A 16,430-nucleotide genomic window follows, 5' to 3' on the forward strand; every position below is an offset into this window, starting at 1 on the left:
CCATGAGTCATGCATTGATGTTCACGCTGTTGCTGTTGACGCCGCTGGTCGTCTCTGCGCTCTGCTTTGCCTGCCGGTTGAGCGGGAATGCGGCGCGGACGCTGGTCACGGTGGTGCACTCACTGGGCATTACGCTGTTACTGATTGTCGCCTTGTGGACGGTGGCGGAAGCGGTGCAGGAAGGGGAAATTTTCGGCGCGCACCGCTGGCTGCACATCGATAGCCTCAGCGGTCTATTTTTGTCGCTGCTGGGGATTATCGGTTTTCTCACCGGGCTGTATTCGATTGGCTATATGCGCCATGAAGTCGATCACGGGGAGATCAGCGTATCCACGCTCTGTTACTACTACGGTTTCTTTCATCTGTTCCTGTTCACCATGTTACTGGTGGTGACCAGCAACAACCTGATTGTGATGTGGGCGGCAATTGAAGCCACCACCCTCAGCTCGGCATTTCTGGTGGGGATTTACGGCCAGCGCTCCTCGCTGGAAGCGGCGTGGAAATACATCATCATCTGTACCGTTGGCGTGGCGTTTGGTCTGTTCGGCACCGTGCTGGTGTACGCCAATGCCGCCAGCTTTATGGCCGAGCCGGATCACGCCATTTTCTGGACGGAAGTGCTGAAAGAGAGCAGCAAACTCGACCCGACATTAATGGTGCTGGCTTTTGTCTTTGTGCTGATTGGCTTTGGGACGAAAACCGGTCTCTTTCCGATGCACGCCTGGCTGCCGGATGCGCACAGTGAAGCACCCAGCCCGGTGAGCGCCCTGCTCTCGGCGGTGCTGCTCAACTGCGCGCTGCTGGTGCTGATTCGTTACTACATCATTATTTGTCACGCCATTGGCGACAGCTTCCCGAATACGCTACTGCTGGTGTTCGGCATGCTGTCGGTTGGCGTTGCCGCCTTCTTCATCCTGGTTCAGCAGGATATGAAACGCCTGCTGGCCTACTCCAGCGTGGAAAATATGGGGCTGGTGGCGGTGGCGCTCGGCATCGGCGGGCCGCTCGGCATCTTCGCCGCGCTGCTGCATACCCTGAATCACAGCCTCGCCAAAACGCTGCTGTTCTGCGGCTCCGGCAATGTGCTGCTGAAGTACGGCACCCGCAATCTGGATGTGGTGTGCGGCATGTTGAAAGTGATGCCGCTGACCGCCGTGCTGCTTGGCGGCGGTGCGCTGGCGCTCGGCGGTATGCCGCCATTCAACATCTTCCTCAGTGAATTTATGACCGTCACCGCCGGGCTGGCGGCTGAGCATCTGGTGGTAACGCTGGTGCTGCTGTTGCTGCTGACGCTGGTGCTTGGCGGGCTGGTGCGCATGGTCGCCAAAGTGCTGTTCGCCACGCCGCCGCAGCAGGTTGCCAGCGGTGAACTGGGCTGGCTGACCACCGTTCCGATGGTGCTGTTACTGGTGATGATGCTGGTGATGGGCACCCATATTCCGCAGCCGGTCAGCCGTTTGCTGGCCGGTGCATCGAGCATCGTACTGTCCGGCGACGATGAGCACCCCACCCGGCTGAGCTGGCTGTGGGCCACGTTTGAGACGACCGCCACATCGGCAACACCATCGCACGTCCAGGGAGAGTGAAAGTGAGTTATTTAGCAAGCGTGAACCACCAGCAGCCGCGCGGCAATGCCTGCCTTGCGGCGTTGAAAATGCAATTTCCCGGCGCGGTGCTGGAAGAAGAACGCCAGACCTTCGAACAAGTCACCATTACGGTGAAAATCAACCTGCTGCCGGAGATTGTTCACTATCTCTATTACCAGCATGACGGCTGGTTGCCGGTACTGTTTGGCAACGACGAGCGCAGTCTGAACGGCCATTACGCGGTCTATTACGCGCTGTCGATGGAAGGGGCGGAAAAGTGCTGGATCGTGGTGAAAGCGCTGGTGGATGCCAATACGCGGGAATTCCCGTCGGTGACGCCGCGCGTGCCCGCCGCCGTGTGGGGCGAACGGGAGATCCGCGATATGTACGGGCTGATCCCGGTCGGCCTGCCGGATCAACGTCGGCTGGTATTACCGGACGACTGGCCGGACGATCTGCATCCACTGCGCAAAGACACCATGGATTATCGCCTGCGCCCGGAACCGACCAGCGACACGGAGAATTACACCTTTATCAATGATGGCGGCAATTCTGCGCGCATCGTGCCGATTGGCCCGCTGCATATCACTTCTGACGAACCAGGCCACTTCCGTCTGTTTGTCGATGGTGAGCGGATTGTCGATGCCGATTACCGTCTGTTCTATGTGCATCGCGGTATGGAGAAGCTGGCGGAAACCCGTATGGGCTATAACGAAGTCACCTTCCTCTCCGACCGGGTTTGCGGCATTTGCGGCTTTGCCCACAGCGTCGCCTACACCACCTCGGTGGAGAACGCGCTGGGCATTGTGGTGCCGCAGCGGGCGCATACTATCCGCTCGGTGTTACTGGAAGTGGAGCGGCTGCACAGCCACCTGCTTAACATTGGCCTTTCCAGCCACTTTGTCGGTTTCGACACCGGGTTTATGCAGTTTTTCCGCATCCGCGAGAAGTCGATGACCATGGCGGAGCTGCTGACCGGCTCGCGAAAAACCTACGGTCTGAACCTGATTGGCGGTATCCGCCGCGACATCCTGAAAGAGCAACGCGTGAAGACCATCCAACTGGTGAAAGAGATGCGCGCCGAAGTGGCGCAACTGGTGGATATGCTGCTCTCGACGCCGAACATGGCGCAGCGCACCCAGGGCGTCGGCATTCTTGACCGCCAGGTCGCGCGGGATTTCAGCCCGGTGGGGCCGCTGATTCGCGGCAGCGGTTTCGCCCGCGATCTGCGCTTCGATCACCCTTACGCCGACTACGGCAACCTGCCGAAAACCCTGTTTACCTGGCCGGATGGCGACGTCTTCTCGCGCGTGATGGTGCGGGTAAAAGAGGTGTTTGATTCGCTGGCGATGATTGAATTTGGCCTCGATAACCTGCCGGATACGCCGCTGCTGACTGAAGGCTTCAGCTACCAGCCGCATAAATTCGCCCTCGGTTATGTTGAAGCACCGCGCGGGGAAGATGTGCACTGGAGCATGCTCGGCGACAATCAGAAGCTCTACCGCTGGCGCTGCCGTGCGGCCACCTACGCCAACTGGCCGGTGCTGCGCTATATGCTGCGCGGCAACACCGTTTCCGACGCGCCGCTGATTATCGGCAGCCTCGATCCCTGCTACTCGTGTACGGACCGCGTCACGCTGGTTGACGTGCGTAAACGTAAATCGACGACCGTGCCCTATAAAGAGATCGAACGTTACGGCATTGAACGTCGCCATTCGCCGCTGAAGTAAGGAAAGAAACGATGCTGAAATTGTTGAAGACCATTCTCAGGGCGGGCGAACCGACGGTGAAATACCCGTTTGCGCCGCTGGAGGTGTGCCCCGGTTTTCGCGGTAAACCTGAACTGGATCCGTTGCAATGCATTGCCTGCGGTGCCTGCACCACCGCCTGCCCGGCAAATGCGCTGACCATGGAAACCACGCCAGAAGAAAATCGCCGCGTCTGGCAGTTGTTTATTGGCCGTTGCATTTACTGCGGCCGTTGCGAAGAGGTGTGCCCGACGCGGGCGATCCACTTGTCGGAAGAGTTTGAACTGGCGGTCACCCGCAAAGCCGATTTGTATGTGCGCGCGACATTTCGTTTGCAGCACTGCACCGAATGCGGCGTGCCTTTCGCGCCGGAAAAATCGGTCGCGCTGGCGGTTGAACTGCTGACACTCAGCCAGAACAACCCACAACTGGCCGATTCCCTGCGCGCGCAGGCGTGCATCTGCCCGGCCTGTCGGCGCCGCGCCGCACTGGAACACCACAACAGCACCAACGTTCATTACTATCTTGAGGAGCAAGCATGAGTTCCGACCTGAAGATACTGTCGCAGCACGTCAGCCAGCCGGTGCAGCTTGATGAGTCAGCGCAAAAAATCAAACAGCTTTTGCTGCGCGATATCCAGCGTTCCGCCTATGTTTACCGCGTGGATTGCGGCGGCTGCAACGGCTGTGAAATCGAGATTTTCGCTGCCATTACGCCGCTGTTCGACGCCGAGCGCTTTGGCATCAAAGTGGTGGCTTCGCCGCGCCACGCCGACATTTTGCTGTTTACCGGCGCGGTGACCCGCGCGATGCGCATGCCCGCCTTACGCGCCTGGGATGCCGCGCCCGATCATAAAATTGCTATCTCCTACGGCGCATGCGGCGTCGGCGGCGGGATTTTCCACGATCTCTACTGCGTGTGGGGCGGCAGCGACACCATCGTGCCGATTGATGTCTGGATCCCCGGCTGCCCACCGACACCTGCGGCCACCATTCATGGTTTCGCAGTAGCGCTGGGCCTGCTGGAGCAGAAACTGCACGCGGTTGACCATCTCCAGACGCCTGACGAAACGGCCAGCGTCAACTGGCCTGCTCTGCCGCTGGCGCTGCGCGTGACCCTTGAGCGCCAGGCGCGACAGCTGGCGGGGTATCGCCAGGGGCGCGAAATCGTCGATCATCTTTTTGCGTTGCTGAGCGAAGGCGAGATCGGCCAGCGCGCAGCACGGGTGAATGCCTGGCTGCAACAGGCAGCGGATCCGAGGCTGACGGTGATCGTGCAGCAATTAATGACTGAGCTGGAGCGCCACCATGTCTGAGCAAACCGCGCAGGTGATGTTCTGGGCGCTGCGGCAAAAGTTTGTCGATGACAGCGTTGAACTGGAGGAGAAAAGCCGCCAGGTGATGTACTACTCGCTGGCTATTGGTCATCACGTTGGGGTGATCGATTGCCTCAACGTCGCGCTGGCCTGCCCGCTGGACGCCTACAAACAGTGGTTGCCGCTGATCGAAGACGCCGACGCGCGGCGCAAAATGCAGGGTCTGCTTACCTTCGGCGAAATCGTTATCGACGCCAGCCATGTCAATCTGCTGGCGCCCGATTTCGCCCGGCTGGCCAAAACGGCGGCGGAGCCCTGGCGCGGCTGGAGCCGCCAGCTATTACAACACTTACAGGATATGGCCCACGAACCGGCACTCTATTTAATGGTGCGCCGGGTGGATTAATTTCATTCACCTTGTTTATACGTGAAGCCTGTAACATTACAAATTGGAGGGGTATTGTACTCTTGTGCTGGTTTTTACGTCCGAGGACATAACAACAGTGAAAACCGGTTAACTGGTGAGAAAACTGCGTTTATTTGCATGCTTTTTAGCAGGTCATTCAGGTTGCAGTCAGGGAAAACGCAGCGAATCTGGCATCAGCCAGTCACTGAGATATGCAAGGAAAGGCAACGCACCTGCGGCATAAATGACGCTCGCTAAATCTGGAAGGGCGACGTATCCATGATCTTACAGCAGTTGCTGGAACAGAATGATAAGGCTTCACTTCTTCAGGCGTTTATCCCCCTGCCGCCCCCCTTCAGCCCCGTGCAGTTTATTGAATTACGTCTCAATAACGCCCCTTTCTGGCGCTGTTTTGATGACGGCAGCGCGGCGTTTTGCACGGCCGAATACGGCGGCACAATCAGCGACAGTTCGCTGCATGTGGTGCTGCTGGAAGGCAGCGACGTGGCGGAACTGCGCTTTGTGCGCACCGACGGCGGCACTTTCAGCCCGCAAGAGAATGCGCTGTTTGCCTGGCTGACGCGGCTGGCGACGCAGGCGCTGGAGGAGATGCTGGCGAGCGAAAAACTCCGCCAGTCAGTCACGGCGTTGCGCGAAGAGCGCGATCACCACCGGGTGCTGGTGGACATCACTAACTCGGTGCTGTCGCACCTCGATCTTGACGATCTGGTGGCAGATGTTTCGCAGGAGATCCACCGCTTTTTCGGCATCGATAATATTCGCATGGTGCTGCGCGATACGCTGCATTCACACCAGCTTAACTGCCACGTCACCCATTTTCCCAGTTGCCCGCCAGAGACGGAGCGATTCCCGCTACGCAGTGAAAGCCCGGTGTTGCTGGCCGCGCTAAACGAGCATCGCGGCGCGTTGCTCCAGCAGGATCAGGATGCGGCGCTGTGGCACAGCGATGCGGTGCTCAGCCAACTGGCGCTGCAGGGGCTGAACACGGTGTTTATTTTGCCGCTGGCCTACAGCCACCAGTCAACAGGCGTGCTGCTGCTGGCGCACCGCGAGTCCTCCGTTTTCAGCGAACAAAATTGTCGATTGTTACAGCAGATCGCCGACAGAATTGGTATCGCCGTCGATAATGCCGACGCGTACCGCAAAGTTATCCACCTGAAAGAGAATCTGAACAGCGAAAACCGCCAGCTCAACGAGCAGATCGCCTCCAGCCAGAGTTTCGGCGACATTATTTACCAGAGCGATGCGATGCGCGATGTGCTCCAGCAGGTCAATATTGTCGCCCTGAGCGACAGCACGGTACTGATCCTCGGCGAAACCGGCACCGGGAAAGAGATCATCGCCCGCGCGCTGCATCAGATGAGCCCGCGCAAAGATAAACCGCTGGTGAAAATCAACTGTGCCGCGATCCCCTCCAGCCTGCTGGAAAGCGAACTGTTTGGTCACGATAAAGGCGCTTTTACCGGCGCGATCAACACGCATCGCGGACGCTTTGAAATGGCCGATGAGGGCACGCTGTTCCTCGATGAGATCGGCGATATGCCGCTTGAACTGCAACCCAAGCTGCTGCGCGTATTGCAGGAGCGCGAGATTGAACGCATCGGCGGCAACCGGACCATTCCGGTGAATGTGCGGGTGATCGCCGCCACCAACCGCGATCTGCGCCAGATGGTGATCGACCGCGAGTTTCGCAACGATCTCTTTTATCGCCTGAATGTCTTCCCGCTGGTGCTGCCGCCGCTGCGCGAGCGCCCGGATGATATACCGCTGCTGGCGCGCTATTTCACGCAGAAACTGGCGCGTCGCCTGAACCGCACCATTGATACCATCCCGGCCGAGACTCTCCGCCAGTTAATGCGCTACGAATGGCCCGGCAACGTACGTGAGCTGGAGAACGTGATTGAACGCGCAGTGCTGCTCTCACGCGATAACACGCTGAATCTGCACCTTAATGCGCAGCCAGTCAGTATGGTGCAGCCGGTGGTTCACGATCCTTTCCCCTTCCCGCTGCCGAAAGTGGCGGAGATGATGCATCCCGAGCCGCCGGAAAATGACGAAGAGGAGCGGGCGCGCATTATTCAGATTCTGCGCGAAACCAACGGCATCGTTGCTGGCCCTCGCGGCGCGGCGGCGCGGCTTGGTATGAAGCGCACTACGCTGTTATCGCGCATGCAGCGCCTCGGTATTGCGGTACGCGAAGTGCTGTGATCATTTTTGTGAACGGGTTGACACTTTCCCGCTGATTCTCCTGCCCCAGCTGGTACGGGCTATGCATATGACGGCGAGTGGCCTGAAGCCACGCCTTCATTGACATTGCATCAGGAGAATCAAATGGATACCGGCAACGCGTTTGACCTGCGACTTCCTGCGGAAATGGCAAAAGTCGCCGAACAGTCAGGTTTGTATAAAGTCAGCAAGAAGAAAGAGTTGTCATTCTTTCTCGCGGTAACGGCGGGCGTATTTATCTCGATTGCTTTTGTCTTTTATATCACCGTCACCAGCGGGCCTGCACCTGCCACCGCACTGGCAAAACTGGCGGGCGGCGTCTGTTTCTCACTGGGACTTATTCTGGTGGTGGTGTGCGGCGCGGATCTCTTTACCTCAACCGTGCTGACGGTGATGGCGAAAGCCAGCGGCCTGATAAGCTGGCGGCAACTGATCGGCAACTGGATCATTGTTTATCTCGGCAATCTGGTCGGCGCGCTGTTTTTTGTCGCGCTGATTTGGTTTGCCGGGCAGACGATGAGCAGCAACGGCCTGTGGGGGCTGAACGTACTGCAAACCGCCGATCATAAAATGCATCACACCTTTATTGAGGCGGTGTGTCTCGGGACGCTGTGTAATCTGATGGTCTGCCTGGCGGTGTGGATCAGTTATTCCGGCCATACGCTGACGGACAAGATTATGGCGATGCTGCTGCCGATCGGCATGTTTGTCGCCAGCGGTTTTGAACACAGTATTGCCAATATGTTTCTGCTGCCGCTGGCGGTCATTATCCGCGATTTCGCCCCGGCAAGTTTCTGGGCGGCGGTGCACAGTTCACCGGATAACTTCCCGGCGTTAACTTTCAGCAAGGTGATTACCGATAACCTGATTCCGGTCACGATTGGCAATATCATTGGCGGCGGGGTGTTAGTCGGCGTGACGTACTGGATTATCTATCTGCGTAATGACCGTGCCGGACATTAAGCCAGATGCCGGGCGGCAGCGCGTGCGCCGCCCGGTGGCGCTACTCTTCGATGGCAGGCGAATCCGGCCAGGCGTGGATCACTGCCTGAATCAGCGTGGCGAGCGGGATGGCAAAGAAAACGCCCCAAAAACCCCAGAGCCCGCCGAAAATGATCACCGACAAAATGATCACCAGCGGGTGCAGGTTTACCGCCTCGGAGAACAGCACCGGCACCAGCAAGTTGCCGTCCAGCGCCTGAATAATCAGATACACCGCAAAGCAGCTCCAGAACTCAGTGCCGAGGCCAAACTGGAACAGCGCCACACCGATCACCGGAATGGTGACCACAAAAGCGCCGATGTAAGGGATCAGCACCGAAAAACCGACCAGTACCGCCAGCAGCAGCGAATAGTTAAGACCAAACAGAATGAAACCAATCCAGGTGGCGATGCCGACGACAATCATCTCCAGCACTTTGCCGCGGATATAGTTGGTGATCTGCTGGTTCATCTCCTTCCACACCTGCCCCGCCAGCCCGCGATTACGCGGCAAGACGCGACGCACGGCGTTCAGCATCTGCTCTTTGTCTTTGACGAGGAAAAAAACCATCAGCGGCACCAGCACCAGATAGACCGCCAGCGTCAACAGCCCGACCAGTGAAGCGAGGGAATATTTCACCACCGAGTCGCCCATTGTCAGCATGCGCGAGCGCATATTTTCCGCCATCGCATCAATGATGCCTGCATCCATTAGCGCCGGATAACGGCGCGGCAGCGTGGCGGCGAAATCAGAGAGTTTGCTTAACATGCCGGGCATGTCGCGGATCAGGTAAATCCCCTGTTGCCAGGCCACCGGCATCACCACAAAGGCCATCACCAGCAGAATGCCGACAAACAGCACCAGCACAATCGACGCAGCCCAATTGCGCGAACAGCCGATTCTTTCCAGACGAACGGTTGGCCACTCCAGCAGGTAAGCGATAACCAGCGCTACCAGCAGCGGCGCAAGCAGGCCGCTAAAGAAGAAGAGGATACAGAATCCGGCAAGCAGAATGACCAGCAGCGCAATCGCCTCCGGGTCGCTGAAGCGACGGCGATACCACTGCATCAACATTTCAAGCATAACGTTCCTTCATGAGCCTTGTGGGCTGAGGGGTAAGAAGTGGAATTGTATCGAAATGTCACAAAAAAGACTTCGCTTTTCGTACGCTTTACGGGAAACATAACATGCGATCGTTCGGGATGTTTTTCGCGGCGAAGACCGCTAAACTTGCCAGGCGTTTACCGGAACGAAGCAAGAAAAATCCGGTCATACAGGTGTTTCCAAATATACAGGTGAGGTTATGTTCAGGCAGTTGAAACGAACGCTGGTCGCAACCCTTATCGCTACACTGGCGGCAGGTTCGGTTATTCCGGCATGGGCCGATTCGGCAGACAGCCTGCCAGACATGGGCACGTCCGCCGGCAGTACGCTCTCCATTGGCCAGGAGATGCAGATGGGCGACTACTATGTGCGCCAGCTGCGCGGCAGTGCGCCGCTGATTAACGATCCGCTGCTGGTGCAGTACATTAATGCGCTGGGCATGCGGCTGGTGGCGCATGCTGACTCGGTAAAAACCCCCTTTCACTTCTTCCTCGTCAATAACGACGAAATCAACGCCTTCGCCTTTTTCGGCGGCAATGTCGTGTTGCACTCTGCGCTTTTCCGTTACACGGATAACGAGAGCCAGCTCGCCTCGGTGATGGCGCATGAAATTTCCCACGTCACGCAGCGCCACCTGGCGCGCGCGATGGAAGATCAAAAACGCAGCGCCCCGCTCACCTGGGCCGGCGCGCTGGGGTCAATCCTGTTAGCGATGGCCAGCCCGCAGGCGGGGATGGCGGCGCTTACCGGAACGCTGGCGGGTACGCAGCAGGGCCTGATCAGCTTTACCCAGCAGAACGAACAGGAAGCGGATCGTATCGGCATCCAGGTGCTGCAGCGTTCCGGTTTCGACCCGCAGGCGATGCCTACGTTCCTCGAAAAACTGCTCGATCAGTCGCGCTATTCAACCCGTCCGCCGGAAATTCTGTTAACGCACCCATTACCGGAAAGCCGCCTTGCCGATGCGCGTAACCGCGCCAACCAGATGCGTCCGGTGGTGGTTCAGTCCTCGGAAGCGTTCTACATGGCCAAAGTCAGAGCGCTCGGCATGTATAACTCCGGTCGTAACCAACTGACCGACGATCTGCTGGATGGCTGGTCGAAAGGCAATGTGCGCGAGCAGCGCGCCGCGCAATATGGCCGCGCTTTGCAGGCAATGGAAGCGAAAAAATTCCCTGAGGCGGCGAAAGCGTTGCAACCATTGCTGAGCGCCGATCCGAATAACGCCTGGTATCTCGATCTGGCGACCGATATCGATTTGGGGCAGAACAAAAGCGCCGATGCAATTAAGCGCCTGAATGCCGCCAGCGAACTGAAAACCAACCCGGTGCTGCAACTCAACCTGGCGAACGCCTACCTGGAAGGCGGTCAACCGGCGGAAACGGCGCGGATCCTCAACCGCTACACCTTTACCTATAAAGATGATGTGAATGGCTGGGATCTGCTGGCGCAGGCGGAAGCCGCGCTTGGCAATCGCGACCAGGAGCTGGCCGCCCGCGCGGAAAGCCTGGCGCTGGTGGGCAAACTGGATCAAGCCATCACGCTACTGAGCAGCGCCAGCTCGCAGGTGAAACTCGGCAGCCTGCAACAGGCGCGTTATGATGCGCGTATTGATCAGTTGCGCCAGTTGCAGCAGCGCTTCAAACCGTATCAGAAGATGTAACAAGGAGAAGAGATGTCAGACGCGGTGCAAATCTACCATAACCCTCGCTGCTCAAAGAGCCGTGAAACCCTGAACCTGCTGAAAGAGAACGGCATCGAGCCGCAGGTGGTGCTCTATCTGGAGACGCCGCCGGATGCGGCGACCATCAAACAACTGCTGCAGATGCTCGGCATGTCCAGCGCGCGGGAACTGATGCGCACGAAAGAGGATCTGTATAAATCCCTGAACCTCGGTGATAACACATTATCCGAACAGGAATTGATGCAGGCGCTGGTGGATAACCCGAAGTTGATTGAGCGCCCGATTGTGGTGGCTAACGGCCAGGCGCGTATCGGCCGCCCGCCGGAGCAGGTTTTAGACATTACCGGTTAAATGTGATTGCCCGGTGGCGCTACGCTTACCGGGCCTGTAAACCGCGCAGGCCGGATAAGATGTACCGGCCATGATTTATAACTTGAGAATATCTTTCACAAACGGGATGGTCAGCTTGCGCTGGGCGGTAATAGAAGCGCGATCCAGTACGTCGAGCGTATCGAACAGCGTACGCATTTCTCTGTCCAGCCGTTTGAGCAGAAAACGGCCCACATCTTCCGGCAACTCAAAACCACGAATGCGCGCGCGCAGTTGCAACGCCTGCAACTTGTCTTCATCGGAGAGCGGTTGCAGCTTGTAGATCTGCCCCCAGTCCAGCCGCGACGCCAGATCCGGCAGCCCAAGATTCAACTGGCGCGGCGGACGATCGCCGGTGATCAGCAGCCGGGTTTTGCCCTGTTCAAGAATGCGGTTATAGAGGTTGAAGATCGCCATTTCCCACGGCTCGTCACCGGCAATGCATTCGATATTATCGATACACACCAGCGAGAGTTGATCCATCCCCTCCAGCACTTCCGGCACGAACCAGGTGCGCTTATCCAGCGGCACATAGCCAACGGCATCGCCGCGCCTGGAGAGCTCCGCGCAGGCGGCGTGCAGCAAATGACTGCGCCCGGCGCCTTCCCGCGACCAGAAATAGATGTATCCGCTGTGTGCCTGGCGCAGAACGTTTTGCAACGCCGCCAGTAAAGAGGGGTTATCACCCGGCCAGAAACTCGCGAAGGTTTCATCATCGGGTAAATATAATGGCAAAGAGAGCTGTGCCGGTGTGTTCAGAGGGACCTCAACAGGGCTTACAAAAAACGCAGCGAGTTTACCATAAAACATGGCAAGGTTTGAACCGGGCGCGAAACCCGGTTCAAACGACAGGCATTAACCCTTCGCGGCGTCGTTGTCCTGCGCGTCCAGCACCACTTCTTCCGGGCGCAGTACGCTAATCAGTTTGAAGATCAGGCTCAGGCAGACACCAACAATGGTCGCCAGCGCCATGCCTTTCAGTTCCGCCGCGCCGATGTGCACTTTCGCACCGCTGACGCCGATGATCAGGATGACGGACGTGAGTATCAGGTTCTGCGCTTTGCTGTAATCGACTTTCGATTCAATCAATACGCGAATACCGGATGCGCCAATCACGCCGTACAGCAGCAACGATACGCCGCCCATGACCGGAACCGGGATGATCTGGATCGCCGCAGCCAGTTTGCCAACGCAGGAGAGCAGGATGGCGATGATAGCCGCGCCGCCGATAACCCAGGTGCTGTAAACGCGGGTGATGGCCATTACACCGATGTTCTCACCGTAAGTGGTGTTCGGCGTGGAACCAAAGAAGCCAGAAATAATCGTCGAGAAACCGTTAGCAAACATCGAACGATGCAGGCCCGGATCGCGGATCAGATCTTTTTTGATGATATTCGCCGTCACCACCAGGTGACCCACATGCTCGGCAATCACCACCAGCGCCGCAGGCAGAATGGTGAAAATAGCAAACCACTCGAAACGCGGAGTATAGAACGTCGGCAGCGCAAACCAGTGCGCCTGCGCGATCGGCGTGGTATCGACAACGCCCATGACGAAGGAGAGCGCATAGCCCGCCAGCACGCCGATAAGGATCGGGATAATCGCCATAAAGCCACGGAACAGCACGGAACCAAACACCGTGACGCCCAGCGTGACCATCGAAATGATCACCGTTTTGCTATCCGCGCTCTGACCGTCAGCCGGTAGCAGACCCGCCATATTCGCCGCCACACCGGCCAGTTCCAGGCCGATAACCGCAACGATAGCGCCCATTGCCGCAGGCGGGAACATCACATCCAGCCAGCCGGTACCGGCTTTCTTAACAATAAAGGAGACGATGCAGAACAACACGCCGCACATAATGAAGCCGCCCAGCGCCACTTCATAACCGAGCGGCAGCAGCAGCAGCACCGGCGAGATAAACGCAAAGCTGGAGCCGAGGTAAGCCGGAATTTTCCCCTTACAGATGAAGAGATAAAGCAGCGTCCCGATACCATTGAACAGCAGCACGGTAGCCGGGTTAATGTGGAACAGAATTGGCACCAGCACGGTCGCGCCAAACATGGCGAACAGGTGCTGCAAACTAAGCGGAATCGTTTGCAAAAGCGGCGGTCTTTCACTCACCCCGATAGCACGGCGCGTCATAATGTTTTTCCTCTGAGTGTTGTTGTTTATCTCCCCGTCCTTTGCGGCGGGCAGTTTATGAATCCAAAAAAAAGCCGACTATCAAAGTCGGCTTTCGATTTGTCATGCGTTACTTCGTACCAAAGATTTTGTCACCGGCATCGCCGAGGCCCGGAATAATGTAGCCGTGCTCGTTGAGGCCCTTGTCGATCGACGCGGTATACAGCTCGACGTCCGGGTGCGCTTTCTCCAGCGCCGCCAGACCTTCCGGCGCGGCAACCAGCACCAGTACCTTAATGCTGTGACAGCCTGCGTTTTTCAGCAGGTCGATGGTGGCAATCATTGAACCGCCGGTCGCCAGCATCGGGTCAACCACCAGCGCCATACGCTCGTCGATGTTGGACACCAGTTTCTGGAAGTACGGTACCGGCTTCAGCGTTTCTTCATTACGGTAGATACCGACCACGCTGATGCGCGCGCTCGGCACGTGCTCCAGCACGCCTTCCATCATGCCCAGACCGGCGCGCAGAATCGGCACCACGGTAATTTTTTTACCTTTGATCTGCTCAACCTCCACCGGGCCGTTCCAGCCTTCGATGGTCACTTTTTCGGTTTCGAGGTCAGCCGTCGCTTCATACGTCAGCAGGCTGCCCACTTCTGAGGCGAGTTCACGAAAGCGTTTGGTGCTGATATCGTTTTCACGCATCAACCCAAGCTTGTGTTTGACGAGTGGGTGTTTAACTTCCACGACCTTCATACTCTTCTCCTTTCCCCTGACAGGTGGCAGCCACAAAAAAAATCGCCGGATTATACCGCTTTTTTTCCGTTGTGCTACAGGTAGCCGCTTGATCGCGATCAATCAGGCTGGAAAATAGTATATCGGAACTTATAAGGTACGCCCGGCAATAATAGGCTCGCAAACGTTTGCCTGGGCTGCTAGAATTGCGCCGAATTTTATTTCTACCGCAAGAAAACGCGTGGGGACTGAAGCAGTGACCGATAAAACCTCTCTCAGCTATAAAGATGCCGGTGTTGATATTGATGCAGGCAATGCTCTGGTTGACCGAATCAAAGGCGTGGTGAAGAAGACCCGCCGTCCGGAAGTAATGGGCGGTCTGGGCGGCTTCGGCGCGCTGTGCGCTCTGCCGCAAAAATATCGTGAACCGGTACTGGTTTCCGGCACTGATGGCGTTGGCACCAAGCTGCGTCTGGCAATGGATCTGAAACGTCATGACACCATCGGTATCGACCTGGTCGCCATGTGTGTAAACGACCTGGTGGTACAGGGCGCTGAGCCGCTGTTCTTCCTCGACTATTACGCCACCGGCAAGCTGGACGTGGACACCGCCGCCAGCGTGATCAACGGCATCGCCGAAGGCTGCCTGCAATCCGGTTGTGCGCTGGTTGGCGGCGAAACCGCAGAGATGCCGGGCATGTATCACGGTGAAGATTACGACGTGGCCGGTTTCTGCGTGGGCGTGGTAGAGAAAGCAGAAATTATTGACGGCTCCAAAGTAGCCGATGGCGACGTGCTGGTGGCGCTGGCTTCCAGCGGTCCGCACTCCAACGGTTACTCGCTGGTGCGTAAAGTGATCGAAGTGAGCGGCTGCGATCCGCTGACCACTCAACTTGAAGGCAAACCGCTGGCCGATCACCTGCTGGAACCGACGCGTATTTACGTGAAATCGGTGCTGGAGCTGATTGAAAACGTTGATGTACACGCTATCGCTCACCTGACGGGCGGCGGTTTCTGGGAAAATATCCCGCGCGTTCTGCCGGATAACACCCAGGCGGTTATCGACGAATCCTCCTGGCAGTGGCCGGCGGTCTTCAACTGGCTGCAAAGCGCCGGTAACGTCAGCCGTCATGAAATGTACCGCACCTTCAACTGTGGCGTCGGTATGGTCATCGCGCTGCCTGCCGCAGAAGCGGATAAAGCCATTGCCCTGCTCAATGCCAAAGGTGAAAACGCGTGGAAAATCGGTATTATCAAAGCATCCGATTCCAGTGAGCGTGTGGTCATTGAATGAAAAACATTGTGGTGCTGATTTCCGGTAACGGAAGCAATTTGCAGGCGATTATCGATGCCTGCAAACAGAAGAAAATCAACGGCACCCTGCGGGCAGTATTCAGTAACAAGGCCGACGCGTTCGGCCTTGAACGTGCGCGGGAAGCCGCAATTCCTGCGCATGCCCTTCTTGCCTCGCAGTTTGCCAGCCGCGATGCCTTCGATCGTGAACTGATGCATGAAATTGACGCCTACGCGCCGGATGTGGTGGTGCTGGCAGGTTACATGCGCATCCTCAGCCCGGCATTTGTTACCCATTACGCCGGACGTCTGCTGAATATTCATCCTTCCCTGCTGCCGAAATACCCAGGTCTGAACACGCACCGCCAGGTGCTGGAAAATGGCGATGAAGTGCACGGCACCAGCGTGCATTTTGTGACGGAAGAGCTGGATGGCGGCCCGGTCATTTTGCAGGCCAAAGTCCCGGTGTTTGACGGCGACACGGAAGAAGAGATCACCGACCGCGTACAAGCGCAGGAACACGCGATTTATCCGCTGGTGGTGAGCTGGTTCGTCGATGGTCGCCTGAAGATGGAGAATAACAGCGCGTGGCTTGATGGCGTCTGTCTGCCTCCAGAAGGCTATGCAGCCGACGAATAATCGTCCCCACTTGTTGTTCTGCTGCCGGATGGCGCGATGCTTATCCGGTCTTCACCGTTTTCCCGGGCCGTTTTCAGGCCAGATAAGGCGAAGCTGCCCTCCGGCGTCAAACGCGCCCAATGCCTTCTTATCCCCGCAGTATTTTCATCACCTTAAGTCAGAAAAAAGATTACTGTCATACTTTTTTGGCACAGTTG

General features: G+C 57.4%; 15 protein-coding genes. 11 read left to right on the top strand and 4 right to left on the bottom strand.

The genetic code is table 11. The features are described 5' to 3' along the window. Positions 1-2: 2 nt before the first annotated feature. The 7 genes from hyfF (at position 3) to focA (ending at position 8,265) form a co-directional block, all read left to right on the top strand. A complete protein-coding gene (hyfF, locus tag C0557_RS18170) occupies positions 3-1,586 on the top strand; it encodes a hydrogenase 4 subunit F (protein ID WP_208660026.1) in 1,584 nt (527 codons plus the stop codon). A 68-nt stretch (positions 1,587-1,654) separates the two neighbouring features. Further along, positions 1,655-3,316, top strand: coding sequence for an NADH-quinone oxidoreductase subunit C (locus C0557_RS18175; protein ID WP_208663022.1), 1,662 nt, complete (start codon positions 1,655-1,657; stop codon positions 3,314-3,316). Between the two features lie 11 nt (positions 3,317-3,327). Next, a complete protein-coding gene (hyfH, locus tag C0557_RS18180) occupies positions 3,328-3,876 on the top strand; it encodes a hydrogenase 4 subunit H (RefSeq protein ID WP_043952718.1) in 549 nt (182 codons plus the stop codon). Continuing rightward, a complete protein-coding gene (locus C0557_RS18185; protein WP_208660028.1) occupies positions 3,873-4,649 on the top strand; it encodes an NADH-quinone oxidoreductase subunit B family protein in 777 nt (258 codons plus the stop codon). The genes hyfH and C0557_RS18185 overlap by 4 nt, the downstream gene beginning before the upstream one ends. Then, complete coding sequence (locus C0557_RS18190) at positions 4,642-5,055, top strand: formate hydrogenlyase maturation HycH family protein (protein WP_208660030.1); 414 nt, start codon at positions 4,642-4,644, stop codon at positions 5,053-5,055. Before C0557_RS18185 ends, C0557_RS18190 begins: the two co-directional genes overlap by 8 nt. A gap of 279 nt (positions 5,056-5,334) precedes the next feature. Then, entirely contained in the window at positions 5,335-7,284 is a 1,950-nt protein-coding gene (locus C0557_RS18195; RefSeq protein ID WP_208660032.1) for a sigma 54-interacting transcriptional regulator, read from the top strand. Positions 7,285-7,407: 123 nt separating this feature from the next. Beyond that, on the top strand, positions 7,408-8,265 hold the full coding sequence (gene focA, locus C0557_RS18200) for a formate transporter FocA (RefSeq protein WP_208660034.1): 858 nt from the start codon (positions 7,408-7,410) through the stop codon (positions 8,263-8,265). A 40-nt stretch (positions 8,266-8,305) separates the two neighbouring features. On the opposite strand, the gene C0557_RS18205 is transcribed toward focA, so the two are convergent. Then, positions 8,306-9,367, bottom strand: coding sequence for an AI-2E family transporter (locus tag C0557_RS18205; RefSeq protein WP_208660036.1), 1,062 nt, complete (start codon positions 9,365-9,367; stop codon positions 8,306-8,308). Positions 9,368-9,587: 220 nt separating this feature from the next. Between C0557_RS18205 and bepA the strand changes: the two genes are divergently transcribed. Continuing rightward, positions 9,588-11,051, top strand: coding sequence for a M48 family metallopeptidase (bepA, locus tag C0557_RS18210; RefSeq protein ID WP_208660039.1), 1,464 nt, complete (start codon positions 9,588-9,590; stop codon positions 11,049-11,051). 12 nt (positions 11,052-11,063) lie between these two features. Next, positions 11,064-11,423, top strand: a complete 360-nt coding sequence (gene arsC / locus C0557_RS18215; RefSeq protein WP_208660042.1) for an arsenate reductase (glutaredoxin) — start codon at positions 11,064-11,066, stop codon at positions 11,421-11,423. Between the two features lie 75 nt (positions 11,424-11,498). Here arsC and C0557_RS18220 read toward each other — a convergent pair whose 3' ends face one another. From C0557_RS18220 to upp, 3 genes are all read right to left on the bottom strand, one after another. Further along, positions 11,499-12,200 carry a DnaA inactivator Hda gene (locus C0557_RS18220; RefSeq protein WP_216637211.1) on the bottom strand — a complete coding sequence of 234 codons (702 nt, stop codon included), beginning with the start codon at positions 12,198-12,200 and terminating at the stop codon, positions 11,499-11,501. 96 nt (positions 12,201-12,296) lie between these two features. Beyond that, positions 12,297-13,586, bottom strand: a complete 1,290-nt coding sequence (uraA, locus tag C0557_RS18225) for a uracil permease (protein WP_074778786.1) — start codon at positions 13,584-13,586, stop codon at positions 12,297-12,299. Positions 13,587-13,695: 109 nt separating this feature from the next. Continuing rightward, entirely contained in the window at positions 13,696-14,322 is a 627-nt protein-coding gene (gene upp / locus C0557_RS18230) for a uracil phosphoribosyltransferase (protein WP_208660044.1), read from the bottom strand. Positions 14,323-14,557: 235 nt separating this feature from the next. Between upp and purM the strand changes: the two genes are divergently transcribed. After that, positions 14,558-15,595 carry a phosphoribosylformylglycinamidine cyclo-ligase gene (purM, locus tag C0557_RS18235; protein ID WP_007370854.1) on the top strand — a complete coding sequence of 346 codons (1,038 nt, stop codon included), beginning with the start codon at positions 14,558-14,560 and terminating at the stop codon, positions 15,593-15,595. Then, on the top strand, positions 15,592-16,233 hold the full coding sequence (gene purN / locus C0557_RS18240) for a phosphoribosylglycinamide formyltransferase (protein WP_208660046.1): 642 nt from the start codon (positions 15,592-15,594) through the stop codon (positions 16,231-16,233). The genes purM and purN overlap by 4 nt, the downstream gene beginning before the upstream one ends. Positions 16,234-16,430: the final 197 nt, after the last annotated feature.

Origin of the sequence: Kosakonia sp. MUSA4, assembly GCF_013085925.1 — a bacterium.
Lineage (GTDB): Bacteria > Pseudomonadota > Gammaproteobacteria > Enterobacterales > Enterobacteriaceae > Kosakonia > Kosakonia sacchari_B.